The organism is Streptomyces sp. NBC_00873 (assembly GCF_045207415.1).
GTDB lineage: Bacteria > Actinomycetota > Actinomycetes > Streptomycetales > Streptomycetaceae > Streptomyces.
The window spans coordinates 7,324,308-7,343,772 of sequence record NZ_CP108803.1; the positions used below are offsets into that span (position 1 = coordinate 7,324,308).

Below are 19,465 nucleotides of genomic sequence, written 5' to 3' on the forward strand. Positions count from 1 at the left end.
GTGTACTCCCTGTGAAGATCAAAGATTATGGATAGTGGGACTCTCTGCTATCCGATAGTGGAACTATCTATGATGGGATGTGGGGTTGGCAAGGGCGGAAGGAGTAACGCGCGGTGCGCATTGGCGAGTTGAGTCGCAGGTCCGGGGTTCCGGTACCGACGATCAAGTTCTATGTACGTGAAGGGCTGCTGCCCGCAGGGCAGTTGACCAGCCCGAATCAGGCGTCGTACGACTCCGGGCACGAGCGCAGGCTGAAGTTGATCCGCGCCCTGCTGGACGTCGGCGGCCTCTCGCTCGCCGCGATCGGGGATGTCTTGCACACGATCGACGACCCCGCGCAGCCGGTGCACAACGTACTGGGCGTGGCGGCGAAGCGGATCACGGCGCTGGAGGGCAGCGAACCCGGGCCCGAACTGGAGGACGCCCGTGAGGAGGTGGCCGAGCTGCTGGTCCGGCGTGGCTGGCGGGCCGAGGCGCACAGTCCGGCCGGCGAGGCGCTGGCCGGGGTGCTGGTCGCGCTGCGGCGGGCGGGGCACGGGGGGTTCGTCGAGTTGCTCGACGACTACGCGGCCGCCGCGGAACCGGTCGCCCGGGCCGACCTCGACTATGTGGGGCGGCGGGTGGCGCGCGAGGACCTGGTCGAGAGTGTGGTCGTCGGCACGGTGCTGGGCGAGGCGATGTTCAGTGCACTGCGCCGGCTCGCACACGTGGACGCGTCGGCAAGGGCGTACGGCGACGACAGTCCGAGGGAGCCGCGCGGCGCCGGCTGACCGGGAGCCCGGGACATACGCACACCCCGGTCACCGTCTGGGAGCCCGTGACACGCGTACGCCCCGGTCGCCGTCCGTCCTGGACGGTGACCGGGGCGTACCTACCCACAAGAGGCGCCCGGGTGCGGTGGCCTACGCCGCGCTTTCCTGCTCCCGCTCCACCTGCTCGTTCCACTCGCGCTTCACCGAGCGCCACGCGTCGTCGTTCTGACCGAGGCGCCAGTAGCCGGAGATCGACAGCTGCGGCAGCGGGATCTTCCGCTCGAGCCGCAGATGGCGGCGGATCTCCTTCACGAAGCCCGCCTCGCCGTGCACGAACGCCTGCACCCGGCCCACCGGGAACTCCAGGGACTTCACGGCCGCGGTCAGCGCGTCGCCGACCGGGCGGTCGCCACGGCGCAGCCAGGTCAGCTCGACCCCGTCGGCCGTCACGATCTTCTGCTCCTCGGACGCGTCCGCCACCTCGATATAGGCGTGCACCACCGCACCCACGGGCATCTGCTCCAGAGCCGCCGCGATCGCCGGCAGGGCGCTCTCGTCACCGGCCAGCAGGTGCCAGTCCGCCGACGCGTCGGGTCCGTAACCGCCGCCGGGACCCAGGAAGGTCACCTCGTCACCCGGAGCCGCGCGGAGCGCCCACGGGCCCGCCAGGCCCTCGTCGCCATGGACCACGAAGTCGATCGCCAGCTCCCGGGCGACCGGATCCCAGGAACGCACCGTGTAGGTACGGGTGGCCGGCCACAGCTCGCGCGGATACTCCTCGCGGATCCGGGCAATATCGAACGGGTGCTCGTAGTCGGCGCCCTCGGGCGCGAAGCACAGCTTGACGTAGTGGTCGGTGAACCCGGACAGCGCGAAGCCGGCCAGGCCGTCACCGCCGAGCACCACCCGCACCATGTGCGGGGTGATCCGCTCGGTGCGCAGGACCTGGGCCCCCTGCGCCGTGGGTGCCTGCCGCGCCGGTCGTTCTGCCACGAGGTTCTCCCTGCTCCAAATACTTAGGCTTGCCTAAGTTAGCACCTCAGGCCCGGAGCGTGGAGAGCAGCCGCTGCAGGGCACCGCCCAGTCCCCACCGGCCGGCCAGCGCTTCGAGGGCGGCGGGATCGCGCGGCTCGGTGGGCAGCGCGGGATCGAACTCGGGCAGCGGTACGTCACCGGCGACCCGGACCACCGTCGGCGCGACGGCCACGTAGTCCCGCGCCTCGTCGAGCCGCTTGCGCTGCGAGGGCGTCAGCTTCGCCGCCGGATCGTCCACCGCTGCCATGACCCCGGCCAGATCACCGAAGGCGTCCAGCAGTTTCGCCGCCGTCTTCTCACCGATGCCCGGGACCCCCGGCAGCCCGTCGCTGGGGTCGCCGCGGAGCAGCGCCAGATCGGCATAGCCCGACCCGTCCACCCCGTACTTCTCGCGCAGCCACGCCTCGTCCGTCAGCTGCAGCGACCCGACACCCTTCAGCGGGTAGAGCACCCGCACCTCACGGGCGTCGTCGACGAGCTGGTAGAGGTCCCGGTCGCCGGTGACGATGTCCACCGGGCCCGTGGCGAGGCCGGTGAGCGTACCGATCACGTCGTCCGCCTCGTACCCCGCGACACCGACCCGGGCGATGCCGAGCGCGTCGAGCACGTCCTCGATGATCGGGACCTGCGGGGCCAGCGTGTCGGGGGTCTCCTCCTCGTCGGGGAGTCCCTCGGCGGTCTCCACGGCGACGCGGTGTGCCTTGTACGACGGGATCAGCTCCACCCGCCAGTGCGGCCGCCAGTCCGCGTCCATGCAGGCCACCAGCTCGTCCGGCCGGTGGTCCTGGACGAGCCGCCCGATGAAGTCGAGCAGTCCGCGCACGGCGTTGACCGGCGTGCCGTCCGGCGCGCGCACCGAATCGGGGACTCCGAAGTAGGCGCGGTAATAGAGGGATGAGGTGTCTAGCAAAAGGCACTTCTTGGGCCTGGTCGTCATGGCATCAGCATGCCCGTAGGACGGCCGAGAACGGGAAACGCCCCCACCCCTGGCCGGGGACCTTGGGCGTTTTGCCTTCGGTGACGGCAGCGCGCATGTCGACTTCGGCTTTGGCGATGGCCTGTTGCGCTTCGAAGGCTTTGCCCTCGGCGGCAGCAATCGCTGAGTTCGCGGCGTCCAGGTCGGCGAGGGCCTTGCGGACGTCCGCCGGGAAAACGACGAGGACACTGCCCCGGGGCCATCGCCCCGGAACGCCGCCCCGCTGCCGTCAGTCGGCCGTCAGCTGCGCCAGTGGATATCGACGCGTTCGGGGTCGATGCCACGCCGCCCCCGAACGCCCGGCTTGACCACGATGTGCTGAAGCGCGGACGACAGCAGGTCGCGTCGTCCGTCAGTGTCGCGCTGCTCCCACGCTTCCGCGAAGGTCATACCGAGGCTCACGTAGTCGACCTCAGGTTCGTCAGGCATGGCCAGCAGCTCACGGCGCTTGGCCTTGAGCTTGCGAAGGTCTGACATGAGTTCAGCCTCGCGCTCGTCGTCGTCCACGTCCGCGAGTTCCGCCGTGGTCGACTTGATGGCCGCTTCGGTCGTGGCGAGTTCGGCGACCTCGCGCACCGTCTCGTGGGCTTCGACGACTTCGAGTTTGCCCACCGTCGCTAGGAAAGTGCGCTCCACGTGCTCCTCGATCCGCTCGGCGACGATGGAGGTTGCCCGTACGCAGCCGGTACCGTCCGAGCGGCCGTGGCAGGCGTACCGGGTCACCGGGTTGTGGCCGCCGGTCTTGTTGACCCGCATGGAGCCACCACACGACGAGCACCGCAGCAGTCCCGACAGCAGCCGGGTGCGCCGCTTGCGTTCCCCGCCCGGTGTTTTCGTCGGCGCGAGCAGTGCGCGGAGCCGCAGCACGTCCTCTTCGGGGAGTATCGGCTCCCACACCTGGACCGGCTGGCCGTCGGCGTCGGTGACGACCTTCCCCTTGTGTGTCATGTGGCCGAGCGTCGCCGCCTGCGTGAGGACGATGCGCAGCGACGTCATCGACCACGCCTTGGCCTTGCGCGGGACCGAGCCGACTGCGTTGAGTACATTGGTCGCGTAGTAGACAGACTTGCCGTTCAGCACCAGGTCGGCGGCCTTGCGGACGTACGCGGCCTCGACCGGGGCGACTTCAAGGGCCTTTCCGGCGCCGTCGGGGTTGTCGACGATGCGGTATCCGTACGGTGCCGAGCCTCCCGGCCATCGCTGGGCTTTCACCAGTGCGGCGCGGGCGGCGGTGACGCGGTCGCGGATGGTGGCCGCTTCGAACTCGGCGAACACGCCGAGCAACTGGAGCAGCATGCGACCGGCTGACGTCGTCATGTCGAACGGTTCCGTAGCGGAAACCAGCGACACACCGGCCTTCGCCCACTCCTCGGTGAGTGACGCAAGGTCGGACACGGAGCGCGCCACGCGGTCAATGCGCCAGACCATGACCGTGTCGACGCGACCAGCGGCGGCGGCTTCGCGGACCCGGGCAAGGCCGGGGCGGTCGAGGCGGGTCTTGGTGGCCGATACGTCGACGTCCTCGATGATGTCGGCGAGGGCCCATCCTCGTGCGTGGCACGTAGCCTGGATGACTTCTCGCCGGCGCTCGATGGACGTGCTCTCGTCCGTGGCCTTGGAGATCCGGGCGTACCCGATGACCCGCCTCGGCACATGCGCTGTTGTCATGCGGGTGATGGTATCCCGCGACAAGGTGGTGTCGAGGAGCATCTGCCTCACACCCCAATGATGCCGCACCTCACTGACACCGACCCAAAAGTGAACTGGGTCACTATTTTGTTTGGCTCGTGTAAGTGTGGGCAGGCGCGCCATCGGAGCGGACCACGTCGCCATTTCCACTGGAGCGCGTGCCAAGCGGACCGAATCCGCGCCGCTCCACGGTCTGCCGGAGGGGGTGGCAGACCGTTTTCGGTTCAACGCGTGAGGTGTATGTGTCAAGGCTGCAAGCCGACCATCTGTACAAGGTGTTCGGCAGACGACCCGATCAAGCCGTGCAGAAGCTCGAGAGCGGCACGGACCGCGACGCGCTGCGCGCCGACGGAACGACCGCAGCGGTGATCGACGCCTCGTTCACCGTGGAACCGGGCCAGATCTTCGTCGTGATGGGTCTGTCCGGATCCGGCAAGTCCACGTTGCTGCGGATGCTCAACGGGCTGCTGGACCCCACAGCCGGACGCGTGCTGTTCGACGGCCAGGACCTGACCGCCCTGAGCCCCCGCGAACTCCGTGCAGTCCGCTCCTCGAAGATCAGCATGGTCTTCCAGCACTTCGCCCTGTTCCCGCACCGGAGCGTCCTGGAGAACGCCGCGTACGGCCTCGAAGTGCAGGGTGTGCCGCGCGCCGAGCGCGAGAAGCGCGCCGCCGAGGCGCTGGAGCTGACCGGCCTCGGCGGCTGGGAGAAGTCCTGGCCCGACGAGCTGTCCGGCGGTATGCAGCAGCGCGTCGGCCTGGCCCGCGCCCTCGCCACCGACGCCGACCTGCTCCTGATGGACGAGTCGTTCAGCGCACTGGACCCGCTGATCCGCCGCGACATGCAGGACCAGCTGCTCGAACTGCAGAAGCGGCTGAAGAAGACCATCGTCTTCATCACCCACGACCTCAACGAGGCCATGCGCCTCGGCGACCGGATCGCCGTGATGCGGGACGGGAGGATCGTCCAGCTGGGCACCGCCGAGGACATCCTCGTCACCCCCGCCAACGACTACGTCGCCTCCTTCACCCAGGACGTCGACCGCTCCCGGGTGCTGACCGCGGGCGCCATCATGGCCGAGCCGCACACCGTCATGGGCACCACGGGCGACGACGGCAAGGAACTCCGTACGCCCGACGACGTCCTCAGGGCGGCGCCGGCCACGGTCTTTGAGTCCACGCCGATCATCGAGCTGTTCACGCCGTGCTCGCGCAGTGGTGTCGCGGTCGCCGTGACCGACGCCAACGGCAAGCTCGTCGGGGTCGTGCCCCGGTCCCGGCTGCTTGCCGTCCTCGGCGAGCCGATGACCCCCATCGAGCTCCCGCAGGACGCCACGACCACTGCGAAGAAGGTGGCCGCCGATGTTTAGGCTCCCGCTCGGTGAATGGGTGAACAGTGCGGTCGACTGGCTTCAGACCCACCTGGCCTGGCTGTTCGACGCGATCAGCTCCGTCGTCGGCGGCATGTTCGACGGCATAGCAGCCGTCCTCTCCGCCCCCGCCCCACTGCTCTTCGCGGGCATCGTCGCCGTCATCGCCTGGTGGCTGCGCGGTCTGCTCGCGGGTGTTCTCGCCTTCGTGGGCTTCGCGCTGATCGACTCGGTCGAGCTGTGGGACGAAGCGATGGACACCCTCACACTGGTGCTCGTCGCGACCATCGTCACTCTGGTCCTCGCCGTCCCGCTCGGCATCTGGGCGGCGCGCTCCAGGACGGTGTCCGCGGTGACCCGGCCGGTCCTCGACTTCATGCAGACCATGCCCGCCATGGTCTATCTGATCCCCGGCGTCATCTTCTTCGGCGTCGGCGTCGTGCCCGGCATCATCGCCACCATCATCTTCGCGCTGCCCCCGGGCGTCCGGATGACCGAGCTCGGTATCCGCCAGGTCGACGGGGAACTCGTCGAGGCGGCCGAGGCCTTCGGCACCACCTCGCGCAACACCCTGCTGCGGGTGCAGCTGCCGCTCGCCCTGCCCACGATCATGGCGGGCATCAACCAGGTCATCATGCTCGGCCTGTCCATGGTGGTCATCGCCGGCATGGTCGGCGGCGGCGGCCTCGGCGGCTCCGTCTACCGCGCCATCGGCAACGTCGACGTCGGCCTCGGCTTCGAGGCGGGCATCTCCATCGTCATCCTGGCGATGTATCTGGACCGGATGACCAGCGCGCTGGGCCGCGAGGTCTCCCCGCTGGCCCGCCGCGCCCTCGCCAAGGCCCAGTCGGTGGCCGGCGGACTGAAGATCTGGAACCACCGTCCGCAGCCCGCCGTCGCGGTCGTCGGCGTCGTCGTCCTCGCACTCGTCGCCGGTGGCATGGGCATCTTCGGCTCGTCGAAGCAGGACACCGGTGCCTCCACCGACGCATCGAACGTCGGCAAGGGCCAGAAGATCAGCATCGGATACATCCCGTGGGACGAGGGCATCGCCTCCACCTTCCTCTGGAAGGAGCTGCTGGAGGAGCGCGGCTTCGAGGTCGACGTGAAGCAGTACGAGGCCGGCGCGCTCTACACCGGTATGGCGAACGGCCAGATCGACTTCGAGACCGACTCCTGGCTCCCGGTCACCCATGCCACGTACTGGAAGAAGTACCGGGACCGCCTGGAGGACATGGGCTCCTGGTACAGTCCCACCTCCCTGGAGCTGGCCGTTCCCTCGTACGTGAAGGGCGTCGACTCGCTCGACGACCTCAAGGGCAAGGCGTCCGACTTCAAGGGGCGCGTCGTCGGCATCGAGCCGAGCGCCGGTGAGACCGGGCTGCTCAAGGACAAGATCCTTCCGGGATACGGCCTCGACAAGGAGTACAAGGTCGTCGACGGCTCCACGCCCTCGATGCTCGCCGAGCTGAAGCGCGCATACGCCAAGAAGGAACCGATCGTCGTCCCGCTCTGGTCGCCGCACTGGGCGTACAACCAGTACGACCTCACCAAGCTCAAGGACCCCAAGAACCTCTGGGGCAAGGGTGACGGCATCCACACCCTGACCCGCAAGGGCTTCTCCGACGACAACCCGCACGTCGGCAGCTGGCTGAAGAACTTCAAGATGACCGAGGACCAGCTCACCAGTCTTGAGGCGAAGATCCAGACGACCGGCAAGGGCAAGGAGCAGGACGCGGTCCGCGCCTGGCTGAAGGAGAACCCGGGCGTCGCCGACAAGATGGCTCCCCAGTAGGGTCTGAAGCACCGTGAAGGGGTGGCACTGCCGGTCGGCGGTGCCACCCCTTCCAGCTGTTCCGGGATTCATTTACCGGCCGTCCTTGCCGAACGTTGTGCGTAAGGTGCTGGCAGCCGGGAGGATGACGAGTCGGGAGGGAGCTGGACATGGATGACAAGGAATCACTCCGCGTGGGCGCCGCGGTCCGCCGACGACGCAGATCCCTGGGGCTCACACTGGCCGCGGTCGCGAGCCGCAGCGGCCTGTCCGTGCCGTTCCTCAGCCAGATCGAGAACGAGCGGGCCCGGCCCAGCGCCCGGTCGCTGGACCGGGTTGCCGACGCCCTGGAGACCACCACGGCACGGCTGTGCGCCGCTGCCGACTCGGCGCGCGCCGTCGAGGTGGTCCGGGCGGGCGAGGGTGACGGGGTGCGCCGAGTGGTGCGCGGGCGGCATCAGCTCAGCGCGCTGGAGTTCACCGGCGAGATCGACCTCGGCCGGGAGTTCCAGCACCGCAACGACGAGGTGATGTACGTGGTGGACGGCGCCGCGGAGGTGGAGGCGGAGGGGCAGGCCTACCGGCTGGAGCGCGGCGACACGCTGTTCCTGTCAGGTGGGGTACGGCACCGCTGGCGGGCCACGGTGCCGGGGACGCGGCTGCTGCTCGTCGCAGTCGCGGAACACGTCGACGCCACGAACGACCCGAGACGCTGAGACCTGGTGCAACCGCTGCCTGTTCGCCCGCCGCGCCGGCCTTGACGGTGTCCCGCACGCTGACCGCGGCGAGCAGGCCGCGCTCGGGGCCCCTCCGCGCGGTCAGCCGCGTGCCGCCTCCGCCACCAGCGCCTGCATCACCCGCAAGTCGTCACCCATCTCCGGATGCCACTGCACCCCCAGCACCCACTGCGGCCCCGGGGATTCGAGGGCCTCCAACGTGCCGTCCGCCGCGTGGGCCGACGCCACCAGGTCCGGAGCGAGCCGGTCCACGGCCTGGTGGTGGTAGGTCGGTACGGAGGACTCCTCGGGCACGATCGACGCGAAAAGCGTTCCCGGAACCGGTGTCACCGGGTGGGCGCCGAAGACTCCGGTCGTGCCCAGCGGGCCGATGTGGCCGTCCAGGTGCTGGATCAGGGTGCCGCCGAGCGCCACATTGAGCAGCTGCATACCGCGGCAGACGCCGAGCAACGGCGTACCGGACTCCAGCGCGGCTCCGATCAGGGCCAGCTCCCAGGCATCGCGCTCCGGTGCGGGCGGCCCGGTCCGCGGATGCCGGTCGGCTCCGTACCGTACGGGGTCCACATCGGGCCCGCCCGCGATCACCACCGCGTCGAGCCGGGCGACCACCGAAGCCGCGAGGTCCGGATCGTCCGGCGGGAGGAGTACAGCCAGACCGCCCGACTCGCGGACCAGGCGTGCGTAGTCCGCCGGCAGCAGCGTCGTGGGCAGGTCCCAAACGCCCCAGCGCGCCGAAGCCTCCAGATAAGTGCTGATTCCGATCAGCGGATGGTTCATCCGATCCCTCTCTCACACGGCACGCGGAACGCATCGGCACCGTATCCAAAGCCCTTGCGCTACCCATAGGTTTGGATCATCCATCGGCCTGCGAGGAGAGGATCCATCCGTGTCCGACCGAACAGCCCCGCTCGCCGTCGAGGAACTGCGTGTCCTTGTCAGAAGCGGTGAGATCGACACCGTGGTCCTGGCCTTCCCCGACATGCAGGGAAGGCTGCAAGGCAAACGGTTCGCGGCACCCTTCTTCCTCGACGAAGTCATGGAGCACGGAACCGAGGGCTGCAACTACCTCTTGGCCGTGGACACTGACATGAACACCGTCGACGGATTCGCGATGTCCTCCTGGGAGCAGGGCTACGGCGACTTCGCGCTGCACCCCGACCTCACCACCCTGCGTCGGGTTCCCTGGAACCCGGGCACCACGATGGTCATCGCCGACCTCGCCTGGGAGGACGGTTCACTCGTCGTCGCCTCACCCCGTCAGATTCTCCGCAGACAGCTGAAACGACTCGCAGGGCACGGCTACACGGCGCATGTCGGCACCGAGCTCGAATTCATTGTCTTCAAGGACACCTACGAGCAGGCCTGGGACCGCAACTACCGCGATCTGACCCCGGTCAACCAGTACAACGTCGACTACTCCGTCCTCGGCACCGGCCGCGTCGAGCCGCTGCTACGCCGCATCCGTAACGAAATGGCTGCCGCGGGTCTCACCGTGGAGTCCGCGAAGGGCGAGTGCAACCCCGGGCAACACGAGATCGTGTTCCGTTACGACGAGGCCCTGGTCACCTGTGACCAGCACGCCATCTACAAGACGGGCGCCAAGGAGATCGCCGCCCAGGAGGGCGTCGCGCTTACCTTCATGGCCAAGTTCAACGAGCGCGAAGGCAACTCCTGCCACATCCACCTCTCGCTCCAGTCCATCGACGAGGCCGGGCGGAACGCCATGGCGGCCGAGGACGGCGACATGTCCCCGGTGATGCGCCACTTCCTCGCCGGACAACTGGCCGCCCTGCGTGATTTCTCCCTTCTCTACGCACCGAACATCAACTCCTACAAACGCTTCCAGCCCGGCTCCTTCGCCCCGACCGCCGTCGCTTGGGGCCACGACAACCGAACCTGCGCGCTCCGTGTCGTCGGCCGCGGCCGCTCGATGCGCTTCGAGAACCGACTGCCCGGCGGCGACGTCAACCCGTACCTCGCCGTAGCCGGAATGATCGCCGCCGGCCTGCACGGCATCGAGCAGAAGCTCGAACTCCCCGACCCCTGCGAGGGCAACGCCTACGCCACCGCGTACGACCACGTTCCCACCACACTCCGCGAAGCCGCCGACCTCTGGGAGAAGAGCGACCTGGCCAGGGCGGCCTTCGGCGAGGACGTCGTCGCGCACTACCGCAACATGGCGCGCGTCGAACTCGAGGCCTTCGACGCCGCGGTGACCGACTGGGAGCTCCGCAGGGCATTTGAGAGGCTCTGACCGGGCGTATCACCGGTCCGCGCACTGAGCCTTGCATCCGTGCGGCTCTCGATCAAGAGCGGCGGCAGGAGTACTGCATCCGGCAGATCGGTTCCTGCGTCGTAGAGCAATGCATCCATGATTCGGTCCCGGAGGCCGGAATTCACCCACCGGCGGAAACGGGTGATATAGGCGCGGTGAGGCCCGATGGCACTCCACAGCACCGTTCCCAGGAGCGTGGGTCAGTAACCGGATAGCAGGGTTGTGAGTTCAGGTGGGTGCGCGAGATCGTTTGAGGCGATACTGCCGGTGTCGTTTGTTGGAGGACCTCCGTGACCGATCTTGCGCCCGCGTCGCTGCCCGCCCCGCCCTACTACGCCGTGGTGTTCACCGCCGTGCGGACCGCTGGCGACAACGGCTATGGGGAGACAGACGAGCGGTTGCTGAAACTGGCTGCCGACCAGCCGGGATTCCTTGGTGTCGATTCCGCTCGCGGTGCGGATGGCCTGGGGATCACGGTGTCGTACTGGAGGGACGAGGACTCGATTGCCGCTTGGCGGGATCACGCAGAGCACGCCCTGGCCCGTGCGCACGGACGCGAGCACTGGTATGCCTCGTTCTCGCTCCACGTGGCCAAGGTCGAGCGCGCCTACGGGTTTACCCGCCCGGCAGATTTGTAGGTGCCACCGCCGCCCATCCTCGTGATCATTCATGCGGGATGATTCCGGTATGTGTGGTGGCGATGGGCTGTTCGAGGTCGAGCCGGTCGAGGCGAGGCGACCGCAGGCGCGTGCGGCGGCGGTGGACAAGCGGATGGACGCCCCGTTTCTTCGAATGTGAATGAGGTAACCGTTGCCGAACGAGCGCCGCATCATCAATCCAGCGACCGAAGAGACCATTGCGACCGTCGTGGACTCGACCTCGTACGAGGTTCATGAGGCAGTCGTCCGGGCCGCGGTCGCGCAGCGCACCTGGGCGGCAGCGGCCCCCGCCGACCGTGCCAGGCTGCTGCGCCGCTTCGCCGTCGTCGTCGACGAAGACCGCGAGGAACTGGCCCGGCTGGAGGTCCGCGAGGCCGGTCACACCCTTGCCAACGCCCGCTGGGAGGCGGGCAACGTCCGCGATCTGCTCGACTTCGCCGCCGGGGGAGTGGAGCGGCTGAGCGGCCGGCAGATCCCGGTCCCCGGCGGCATCGACCTCACTCTGCTCGAACCCCTCGGTGTCGTCGGCGTGATCGCCCCGTGGAACTTCCCCATGCCGATCGCCGCCTGGGGCGCCGCCCCCGCGCTCGCCGCGGGCAACGCCGTCATCCTCAAACCCGCCGAGACCACCCCGCTCACCGCACTGCGGCTCGCCCGGCTGGCCGTGGATGCGGGCCTTCCCGAGCACCTCTTCCAGGTGCTGCCCGGCGCGGGCGACGTGGCGGGCAACGCCCTCGTCGAGCACCCCGGCGTCCCCAAGATCGTCTTCACCGGCTCCACCCGCGTCGGCAAACAGATCATGGCCAGGTGCGCCGCGCGCGTGAAGCGGCTGACCCTCGAACTCGGCGGCAAGAGCCCGAACATCGTCTTCGCCGACGCCGACATCGAGGCCGCCGCGGCCGCCGCCCCCATGGCGTTCCTCGACAACGCGGGCCAGGACTGCTGCGCCCGTACCCGCATCCTCGTCGAACGCTCCGTCCACGACCGCTTCCTCGGACTCCTCGCCCCCGCCGTCGCCTCGGTCGTCGTCGGCGACCCGTCCGACGAGAAGACCCGGATGGGCCCGCTGATCTCCCGGACCCAGCTGGAACGCGTACGGTCGTACGTCCCCGAGGGTGCGAGCGCGATCCGCGGCAGCGCCCCCGAGGGCCCCGGCTTCTGGTTCCCGCCCACCGTGCTGACCGACATCGCCCCGGACTCCCCGGTGGCCGCCGAAGAGGTCTTCGGACCGGTCGCGGTCGTCCTGCCCTTCGAGGACGAAGCGGACGCCGTACGACTCGCGAACGCCACCGAGTACGGCCTCGCCGGCTCGCTCTGGACCCGTGACGTCGGCCGCGCGCTGCGCGTATCCCAGGCGGTCCGGGCCGGGAACCTGTCCGTCAACTCCCACTCCAGCGTCCGCTACTGGACCCCGTTCGGCGGCTACAAGCAGTCCGGTCTCGGCCGGGAACTGGGCCCCGACGCCCTCACCGCCTTCACCGAAACCAAGAACGTCTTCATCAGCACGGAGGCCTGAACCCGCATGACCACAGACACCGAGAACATCTGCCGCCGCCTGGTCGGCCGCACCGCCGTCATCACCGGCGCCGGCAGCGGCATCGGCCTCGCCACCGCCCGCCGCCTGGCGTCCGAGGGCGCCCACGTCGTCTGCGCGGACATCGACGAGATCGCGGGCAAGGCCGCGGCCGACGAGGTGGGCGGCCTCTTCGTACGCACCGATGTCACCGACCCCGAACAGGTCGAGGCGCTCTTCAAGGCCGCCTATGACACCTACGGCTCCGTCGACATCGCCTTCAACAACGCGGGCATCTCGCCGCCCGACGACGACTCCATCCTCACCACCGGGCTCGAGGCATGGAAGCGCGTCCAGGACGTCAACCTCACCTCCGTCTACCTCTGTTGCAAGGCCGCCCTGCCCTACATGCGACGGCAGGGCCGCGGCTCGATCATCAACACCGCGTCCTTCGTGGCGATCATGGGGGCGGCCACCAGCCAGATCTCGTACACCGCGTCCAAGGGCGGCGTCCTCGCCATGTCCCGCGAGCTCGGTGTGCAGTTCGCCCGCGAAGGCATCCGGGTCAACGCACTCTGCCCCGGGCCGGTCAACACCCCGCTGCTCCAGGAGCTGTTCGCCAAGGACCCGGAGCGCGCGGCCCGTCGGCTGGTGCACATCCCGATCGGCCGGTTCGCCGAGGCGACGGAGATCGCCGCGGCGGTCGCGTTCCTCGCCAGCGACGACTCCTCGTTCGTCAACGCCACCGACTTCCTCGTCGACGGCGGAATCTCCGGCGCGTACGTCACGCCCGTCTGATCCCGTCCGCTCCCGTGCGGGGCGACCGGCCGGGCAGGCGCCCGCGTACGCCTCAAGCAGTCTGCCCGGAGCCCCCGTTGACAGCGGAACTCCAGAGTGGAGGCATGAGCGACGCGACCCCGCCGGGCGGTATGCCGGACGCCGCCGCACCGGGTACCGACCGGTGGTGGGACGGCACGGCATGGACCGCCCACACCCGCCCTGACACCGCCGCACCGCAGCAGCCGGTCCCGCCCCCGTACATGGGCCACGGCCGCAGTGGTGGTGGCGGGGGCGGCGATGGGCCGCCGCTCTCCCGCATGGACACCCTCACCCAGGGCATCCGGCCGATCGACGACAGCGAGACGAGCGGCGGCGTCGGCAGTTCCGTGGCCCCCTGATCCCCGCGCCTCGGCCGACAGGTCAGAGGAATGTCTGCCCCTCGCCCCGGTACGTCGGCACGGTCGCCGTCACCCGGTCGCCCTCGATCAGCTGCAGCTCGTCGAAACGCTCGCACAGCTCACCGGCCTTCGCGTGCCGGAACCACACCTTGTCGCCGATCAGCAGATCGTCGGCCGGGGCGCCGAGCAGCGGCGTCTGCACCTCGCCCGGACCCTCCTGCGGGTCGTAGCGCAGTCCCTCCGGCAGATACGGGACGGGCAGACGGTCCGCACCCGCAGCCCCCGACGCCGGGTAGCCGCCGCCGAGCACCGTCACCACACCCACGCCGGGCCGCCGCACCACGGGCTGTGCGAACAGCGCCGCCGGGCGGGCGGTGAACGACGTGTAGTTGTCGAACAGCCGCGGTACGTAGAGCCCCGACCCGGCCGCGATCTCGGTCACCGCGGACTCCGCCGCCGTGTGCTGCACGCTGCCCGTACCGCCGCCGTTCACGAACTCCAGGTCCGGCGCCACCGCGCGCACCGCCCGGACCACCTCCGCCCGCCGGGCCGCCAGTTCCCTGCGGGCCGTCGCCTGCATCAGCCGGATCGCCCGGGACCGCAACGGCCGGCCCGCGACCGCGTCCCCGACCCCGGCGATGTGCCCCTCGTACGCCATCAGACCGACCAGCCGGAAACCGGGCCTGCGCGCCACCGAGCGCGCCAGCTCCGCCAGCCGGGCGGGGGAGCGCAACGGCGAACGCCGCGCTCCGATCCTGACCCGGCCGCCGAGCAGCCGGAGCGAGGTGTCCAGCTCCAGACAGACCCGGATCTCCTCCTGGCCACCGGCCCGCGCCGCGTCGATCAGTTCCAGCTGTGCGTGGTCGTCCACCATCACCGTCACCGCGGCGGCGAGCTTCGGGCCGGCGGCCAGCTCGGCGAAGACGGACCGGTCGGCCGACGGGTAGGCCAGCAGGACGTCGTCGAACCCGGCCCGGGCCAGCCACAGCGACTCGGCCAGTGTGAACGACATGATCCCGGCGAAGCCCGGCCGTGCGAGCACCCGCTCCAGCAGGGTCCGGCAGCGCACCGACTTGCTCGCGACCCGGATCGGCTTTCCCGCCGCCCGGCGGACGAGATCGTCGGCGTTCGCGTCGAAGGCGTCCAGATCGACGACGGCGATCGGGGCGTCGAGGTGGGCCGTGGCCCGGTCGTAGCGGGTCCGGTCAGCGGCGCGGGCAGTCATGGCCGCAGCTTGCCAGACGCCACTACCGCTGGGTAGGGGGACGATCTGGGCAGATCCCAAGGGGCTGCGGCGCCCCGCTCCCATCCGCCCCCTCCCAGCCCGTAGAGTGACGGGCACGCGGCGACCAACGGGCCTGCCTGTGAAGGTGATCCGCGAGCGGTACGGAACGTGGACCAGGGGGGCGGATGAGTACCGAGGCGCAGCGCGCTCCCGTGCCGCCCCGCCCGACGACGCCGCCCCGCCCGGCCGGACCCCCGGACGAACCGGGGCGCACGGCGGAGCCGTCGGCCCCGGCCCTGCCCACCGCGTGCCCGGACCGGGCGACCCCGGGCCCGAATCCGGCGCAGCATCCCGTTCCGCCGCAGAGCCAGAACCAGAACCAGAACCAGAGCGGGACCGAGAGCCGGCCCCAGAGCCCGGTCCCGGAGCAGAGGCCCGTGGAGACGACCACCCGGCTCCGTCCCGTGAGCCCGATCGCCGCCCCCAGCCCTGCCCACGCACCCCCTCCGCCCCGCCCCGAGGCGCCGCCCGCCGCGACCCGCCGTCGGCCGGTCGGTGCCGTGGATCTCACACCGCGGCCCGGCGCGGTACCGCCCCCGCCGTACCCGGGCGGCCATGTCCCGTACCCCCACGGCCACCGCCCGTACCCCGCTCCCGAAACGCCGGCCGAGACGACCACCCGGCTGCGCCCCGTCCCCACCCGTCAACCGGCCAGGGCCGCGGCCGCCGCGGCCTGTGTCGTGCTCGGGCTCGGGCTGATCGGCGGCGCGGTCACCGGGGCCTGTCTCACCAGCGAATCCTCGGCCGATCCCGGCGCCCGTGACCCGTACGTCACCGGCCGAACCGCCTGGCGTGACATCCCCGTGGACACCCTTTTCCCGCGCACCCTCAAGGGAGAAGGCGCGGGTCCCGGCGGCGCGGACCGGGTCTGGACCCGGATCGGCGTCGCCCCGGACAGCGGCTGCACGAGCGGGCTCGACCCCCTGCTCCTCAAGACGCTCCGACCGGTCGGCTGCGAACGGCTGCTGCGAGCCACGTACGCCGACGCCACGTCCAGCAGCGTCACCACGGTCGGCATGGTCTTCACCGAGGGCGGAACCGACGCGATGAGGGCGCTGAGCACCCGCTTCACCGACCAGCGCCTCGACACCCGCACCGACCTCATGCCCCGTACGTACGCCGTCAAGGGCACCGCTGCCGCCGGGTTCGGCGACAGGCAGCGCGCCACCTGGACCGTCCATGTGCTGACCGAGGTACCCGTCGTCGTGTTCGCCGTCTCCGGCTTCGCCGACGGGCGTACGGTCACCGACCCGCAGCCCGTCGCCAAGGCGCTGGCCGCGGACTCCACGACGGCCGTGGCGCAGGCGGGTCTCGGTCATGAGGCCAAGGGCATCGCCGACCGGATCGAGCGCGGGCTGCGCCGGACCGTCACCGACCTCTCGGAGAAGCCGCGATGAGCAGCCGACGCCGCCACCGCCGCGCACTCGGCGCGGTCTGCGCCGCCACCGCGTTCGCGCTGCTGCCCGCCGTCCCCGCCCGCGCGGACACGATCCGACCCCAGCAGTGGGGCCTCCAGGCGCTCGACACCGACCGGGCCTGGCAGACCACCAGAGGCAAGGGGATCACCGTCGCCGTCGTCGACACCGGGGTCGACGACAGCCTCCCCGACCTGGCGGGCCAGGTGCTGCCCGGCAAGGACATGATCGGTTTCGGCGCCCGGCGCGGCGACCGTTCCTGGGCTCGGCACGGCACCGCGATGGCCGGCATCATCGCGGGCCGCGGTCACGGCGTCGGCCGCGGTGACGGGGTGCTCGGCATCGCCCCCGAGGCGAAGATCCTTCCGGTCCGGGTGATCCTCGAAGCCTCCGATCCGTCCCGCGCCAAGGCCCGCGAGTCCCGCGGTACGGCCCTGTCCGACGGCATCCGCTGGGCCGCCGACCACGGCGCCGACGTCATCAACCTCTCCCTCGGCGACGACAGCGAGTCCGCACACCCCGATGGCGGTGAGGACGCCGCCATCCAGTACGCGCTGAAGAAGGGCGCCGTCGTCGTCGCGTCGGCGGGCAACGGGGGCGAGAAGGGCGACCACATCTCGTATCCCGCCGCCTACCCCGGTGTGATAGCGGTCGCCGCCGTCGACCGGTACGGCACGCATGCGGCGTTTTCCACCCGCCGCTGGTACGCCACCGTCAGCGCCCCCGGCGTCGACATCGTCGTCCCGTCCCCCGACCGTCACTACTACATCGAGTGGGGAACCTCGGCCGCCTCCGCATTCGTCTCCGGCGCGGTCGCGCTGGTGCGGGCCGCCCACCCGGGGCTGTCGCCCGCCCAGGTCAAGAAGCTCCTCATGGACACCGCGCGCGACTCACCCGAGGGCGGCCGCGACGACTCCCGCGGCTACGGCATCGTCGACCCGGCCGCCGCGATCAAGGCGGGCGGCACGCTCCGCCCGGCCGGTCTCAAAGCCGATTCGGCCGCGTCCGCGAAGGCCGGCTACAGCGAGCGGTACTTCGGTCCCGGCCCCACCCCGCAGCACAAGGACGGAGCTCCTGTCGGCTGGCTCGCCCCGGTCGCGGGCGGCCTCGGAGCCGTACTGCTGGCGCTGGCTGTACTGCTGTGGCGCGGCAGGAAGCCCTCCGTGCGCCGCTGAAGCAGAGCCGGGGCGCGCTCACCGCGCCTCGTCGAGCACCCTCACCGCGGCCTTCGCGACCGACTCCACCCGCTCGATGCCGGTCTCCGAGAGCCGGCCCACCGGATACACGCCTCCCGCGGCCGAACCTGCCGGCAGGACCACGGCCGTCGTGGCGGCGGACAGCGCGGATGTACGTATGTTCGGTATCGACAGGGGCATGGAGCGGACGCTGGGAAGAGGACCTGGCAGAGCGCTGTGGCGCACCTGAGGGCATCGTGAGAAACCGCACCGACTACGCTCGCCCTGTGGCGCAGAAGAACATTCCGGACCCCCGTTACTCCGACGACGACGGCACGGCCGACCCCGCACTCACCGCGGCGCTCGCCGCCTGGGCCGAGGACCGGACGGCCGTCGGCCCCGTCCTTGAAGCGCTCAAGGGAGCCAGGCTCCTGATCCCTGTCGTCGCCGTCCTCGGAGAGGTGGAGGAGGACGAGGAGGACAGTCGCGAAGCGCCCGGCAAGGGTGGTGGGCGACGGGTGGGCGGGCTGCGCCGCGAGAAGACGAGCGACATGGCCGTCCCCACCCTCCAGGCCGGTGACCGTCGCGCACTGCCCGCTTTCACCTCGACCGCCTCGCTGGCCCGCTGGGACCCGCAGGCCCGCCCCGTCGCCGTACCCCTGCACCAGGCGCTGCAGGCGGCCGCGCACGAGAAGGCGGACACGGTGGTGCTCGACCTCGCCGGTCCTGTGGCGTACGAACTGACCGGCTCCGCGCTGCTCGCCCTTGCCGAGGGCCGTACCAGCGCCGACCCGCTGGACGACCCGGCGGTCACCTCCGCGGTACGCGACGCGGTCGCCGCCGAGCCCGCCGTGCTCCGCGCCCACCTCGTCCCGGGACGGTCGGGCGGCACTCTCGCCCTGGTCCTGGCGCCCGACGCGGCCCCCGCCGATACGGCCCGCCGGGTTGCGGAATCGCTCGCCGCCGACGAGGTCCTGCGGGCACGGCTGGTGCGGGGCCTGGACCTCGCGCTGCTTCCGGCCGACACGATCGCGCCCGGTGAGCCCCTCTTCACACGCTGATCACCCGACCGGCCCGACGCACGCGAACAGCCGCCCCGGCGGTGTGGTCGCGGCTCCGGTGGACCAGCTGACCCACCCCGCCCCGGGGTGTGCGGCGTTCAGCAGGGCGTGACGCGGGGACGCAGTGAGCCCCTGCCCGGACGGGCAGGGGCTCACGGTCGTACGGAGGGGAGGAGAGGGGCGGCGGCTCAGCCGAAGACGGGGCCGGTGTACTTCTCGCCGGGGCCCTGGCCCGGCTCGTCCGGTACCAGCGAGGCCTCGCGGAACGCCAGCTGCAGAGACTTCAGTCCGTCCCGCAGCGGCGCCGCGTGGAACGAGCTGATCTCCGTGGCGCTCGCGTCCAGCAGGCCGGCCAGGGCGTGGACCAGCTTGCGGGCCTCGTCGAGGTCCTTGTGCTCGTCGCCGTCCTCGGTGAGGCCGAGCTTCACGGCGGCCGCGCTCATCAGGTTGACGGCGACCGTCACGATCACCTCGACCGCGGGGACCTCTGCGATGTCGCGGGTCATGTCGTCGAAGCCGGGGGTTTCACTGCTGGGGGTCGCGTCACTCATGCGCCATACGATAGGCGCAC

Annotated in this window: 19 protein-coding genes; 12 read left to right on the forward strand and 7 right to left on the reverse strand. The window is 70.6% G+C overall.

Going from position 1 to position 19,465, the window contains the following annotated elements; translation table 11 throughout:
* Positions 1 to 113 precede the first annotated feature (113 nt).
* On the forward strand, positions 114 to 770 hold the full coding sequence (locus OH809_RS33800) for a MerR family transcriptional regulator (RefSeq protein WP_406417838.1): 657 nt from the start codon (positions 114 to 116) through the stop codon (positions 768 to 770).
* Between the two features lie 132 nt (positions 771 to 902).
* Here OH809_RS33800 and OH809_RS33805 read toward each other — a convergent pair whose 3' ends face one another.
* The 3 genes from OH809_RS33805 to OH809_RS33815 all read right to left on the reverse strand — a co-directional run bounded on the left by OH809_RS33805 (position 903) and on the right by OH809_RS33815 (position 4,431).
* Complete coding sequence (locus tag OH809_RS33805; RefSeq protein WP_406516001.1) at positions 903 to 1,745, reverse strand: siderophore-interacting protein; 843 nt, start codon at positions 1,743 to 1,745, stop codon at positions 903 to 905.
* 46 nt (positions 1,746 to 1,791) lie between these two features.
* Entirely contained in the window at positions 1,792 to 2,724 is a 933-nt protein-coding gene (locus tag OH809_RS33810) for a 5'-3' exonuclease H3TH domain-containing protein (RefSeq protein ID WP_406516002.1), read from the reverse strand.
* 279 nt (positions 2,725 to 3,003) lie between these two features.
* On the reverse strand, positions 3,004 to 4,431 hold the full coding sequence (locus tag OH809_RS33815) for a recombinase family protein (RefSeq protein ID WP_406516003.1): 1,428 nt from the start codon (positions 4,429 to 4,431) through the stop codon (positions 3,004 to 3,006).
* Between the two features lie 323 nt (positions 4,432 to 4,754).
* Here OH809_RS33815 and OH809_RS33820 point away from each other — a divergent pair, with 323 nt between their 5' ends.
* The 3 genes from OH809_RS33820 (at position 4,755) to OH809_RS33830 (ending at position 8,312) form a co-directional block, all read left to right on the forward strand.
* Positions 4,755 to 5,822, forward strand: a complete 1,068-nt coding sequence (locus OH809_RS33820) for a glycine betaine/L-proline ABC transporter ATP-binding protein (protein WP_406417832.1) — start codon at positions 4,755 to 4,757, stop codon at positions 5,820 to 5,822.
* Positions 5,815 to 7,617: an ABC transporter permease/substrate binding protein gene (locus tag OH809_RS33825; protein ID WP_406417829.1), complete on the forward strand. Its 1,803-nt coding sequence runs from the start codon at positions 5,815 to 5,817 to the stop codon at positions 7,615 to 7,617. The genes OH809_RS33820 and OH809_RS33825 overlap by 8 nt, the downstream gene beginning before the upstream one ends.
* A 149-nt stretch (positions 7,618 to 7,766) precedes the next feature.
* Positions 7,767 to 8,312, forward strand: a complete 546-nt coding sequence (locus tag OH809_RS33830; RefSeq protein ID WP_406417827.1) for a helix-turn-helix domain-containing protein — start codon at positions 7,767 to 7,769, stop codon at positions 8,310 to 8,312.
* Positions 8,313 to 8,414: 102 nt separating this feature from the next.
* Here the strand turns inward: OH809_RS33830 and OH809_RS33835 are convergent, their stop codons facing one another.
* Positions 8,415 to 9,110: a gamma-glutamyl-gamma-aminobutyrate hydrolase family protein gene (locus OH809_RS33835; RefSeq protein WP_406417826.1), complete on the reverse strand. Its 696-nt coding sequence runs from the start codon at positions 9,108 to 9,110 to the stop codon at positions 8,415 to 8,417.
* A 109-nt stretch (positions 9,111 to 9,219) separates the two neighbouring features.
* Here OH809_RS33835 and OH809_RS33840 point away from each other — a divergent pair, with 109 nt between their 5' ends.
* The 5 genes from OH809_RS33840 (at position 9,220) to OH809_RS33860 (ending at position 13,958) form a co-directional block, all read left to right on the forward strand.
* Complete coding sequence (locus OH809_RS33840; RefSeq protein ID WP_406417824.1) at positions 9,220 to 10,587, forward strand: glutamine synthetase family protein; 1,368 nt, start codon at positions 9,220 to 9,222, stop codon at positions 10,585 to 10,587.
* 311 nt (positions 10,588 to 10,898) lie between these two features.
* Positions 10,899 to 11,246, forward strand: coding sequence for an antibiotic biosynthesis monooxygenase family protein (locus OH809_RS33845; RefSeq protein ID WP_406417822.1), 348 nt, complete (start codon positions 10,899 to 10,901; stop codon positions 11,244 to 11,246).
* A gap of 172 nt (positions 11,247 to 11,418) precedes the next feature.
* A complete protein-coding gene (locus OH809_RS33850; protein ID WP_406516004.1) occupies positions 11,419 to 12,783 on the forward strand; it encodes an aldehyde dehydrogenase family protein in 1,365 nt (454 codons plus the stop codon).
* A gap of 6 nt (positions 12,784 to 12,789) precedes the next feature.
* Positions 12,790 to 13,578, forward strand: coding sequence for a 3-oxoacyl-ACP reductase (locus OH809_RS33855; RefSeq protein ID WP_406417818.1), 789 nt, complete (start codon positions 12,790 to 12,792; stop codon positions 13,576 to 13,578).
* A gap of 104 nt (positions 13,579 to 13,682) precedes the next feature.
* Positions 13,683 to 13,958 carry a DUF2510 domain-containing protein gene (locus OH809_RS33860; RefSeq protein WP_406417817.1) on the forward strand — a complete coding sequence of 92 codons (276 nt, stop codon included), beginning with the start codon at positions 13,683 to 13,685 and terminating at the stop codon, positions 13,956 to 13,958.
* A gap of 22 nt (positions 13,959 to 13,980) precedes the next feature.
* On the opposite strand, the gene OH809_RS33865 is transcribed toward OH809_RS33860, so the two are convergent.
* Complete coding sequence (locus OH809_RS33865; protein WP_406516005.1) at positions 13,981 to 15,183, reverse strand: amino acid deaminase/aldolase; 1,203 nt, start codon at positions 15,181 to 15,183, stop codon at positions 13,981 to 13,983.
* Positions 15,184 to 15,743: 560 nt separating this feature from the next.
* Here OH809_RS33865 and OH809_RS33870 point away from each other — a divergent pair.
* Both OH809_RS33870 and mycP read left to right on the forward strand, forming a co-directional pair.
* Positions 15,744 to 16,640: a hypothetical protein gene (locus OH809_RS33870; protein WP_406516303.1), complete on the forward strand. Its 897-nt coding sequence runs from the start codon at positions 15,744 to 15,746 to the stop codon at positions 16,638 to 16,640.
* A complete protein-coding gene (gene mycP / locus OH809_RS33875) occupies positions 16,637 to 17,833 on the forward strand; it encodes a type VII secretion-associated serine protease mycosin (protein WP_406417813.1) in 1,197 nt (398 codons plus the stop codon). The genes OH809_RS33870 and mycP overlap by 4 nt, the downstream gene beginning before the upstream one ends.
* A gap of 18 nt (positions 17,834 to 17,851) precedes the next feature.
* Here the strand turns inward: mycP and OH809_RS33880 are convergent, their stop codons facing one another.
* Complete coding sequence (locus OH809_RS33880; protein WP_406417811.1) at positions 17,852 to 18,034, reverse strand: hypothetical protein; 183 nt, start codon at positions 18,032 to 18,034, stop codon at positions 17,852 to 17,854.
* Between the two features lie 86 nt (positions 18,035 to 18,120).
* On the opposite strand from OH809_RS33880, the gene OH809_RS33885 reads away from it, so the two are divergent.
* A complete protein-coding gene (locus OH809_RS33885) occupies positions 18,121 to 18,894 on the forward strand; it encodes an SseB family protein (protein WP_406417809.1) in 774 nt (257 codons plus the stop codon).
* Between the two features lie 188 nt (positions 18,895 to 19,082).
* Here OH809_RS33885 and OH809_RS33890 read toward each other — a convergent pair whose 3' ends face one another.
* Positions 19,083 to 19,445, reverse strand: a complete 363-nt coding sequence (locus tag OH809_RS33890) for a DUF1844 domain-containing protein (RefSeq protein WP_037700593.1) — start codon at positions 19,443 to 19,445, stop codon at positions 19,083 to 19,085.
* Between the last annotated feature and the right edge of the window lie 20 nt (positions 19,446 to 19,465).

Coding starts and splice junctions, on each gene's coding strand:
- OH809_RS33810 (WP_406516002.1), bottom strand. CDS start 2,724: ATGACGACCAGGCCCAAGAAGTGCCTTTTGCTAGACACCTCATCCCTC.
- OH809_RS33815 (WP_406516003.1), bottom strand. CDS start 4,431: ATGACAACAGCGCATGTGCCGAGGCGGGTCATCGGGTACGCCCGGATC.
- OH809_RS33825 (WP_406417829.1), top strand. CDS start 5,815: ATGTTTAGGCTCCCGCTCGGTGAATGGGTGAACAGTGCGGTCGACTGG.
- OH809_RS33830 (WP_406417827.1), top strand. CDS start 7,767: ATGGATGACAAGGAATCACTCCGCGTGGGCGCCGCGGTCCGCCGACGA.
- OH809_RS33835 (WP_406417826.1), bottom strand. CDS start 9,110: ATGAACCATCCGCTGATCGGAATCAGCACTTATCTGGAGGCTTCGGCG.
- OH809_RS33855 (WP_406417818.1), top strand. CDS start 12,790: ATGACCACAGACACCGAGAACATCTGCCGCCGCCTGGTCGGCCGCACC.
- OH809_RS33860 (WP_406417817.1), top strand. CDS start 13,683: ATGAGCGACGCGACCCCGCCGGGCGGTATGCCGGACGCCGCCGCACCG.
- OH809_RS33865 (WP_406516005.1), bottom strand. CDS start 15,183: ATGACTGCCCGCGCCGCTGACCGGACCCGCTACGACCGGGCCACGGCC.
- mycP (WP_406417813.1), top strand. CDS start 16,637: ATGAGCAGCCGACGCCGCCACCGCCGCGCACTCGGCGCGGTCTGCGCC.
- OH809_RS33880 (WP_406417811.1), bottom strand. CDS start 18,034: ATGCCCCTGTCGATACCGAACATACGTACATCCGCGCTGTCCGCCGCC.
- OH809_RS33890 (WP_037700593.1), bottom strand. CDS start 19,445: ATGAGTGACGCGACCCCCAGCAGTGAAACCCCCGGCTTCGACGACATG.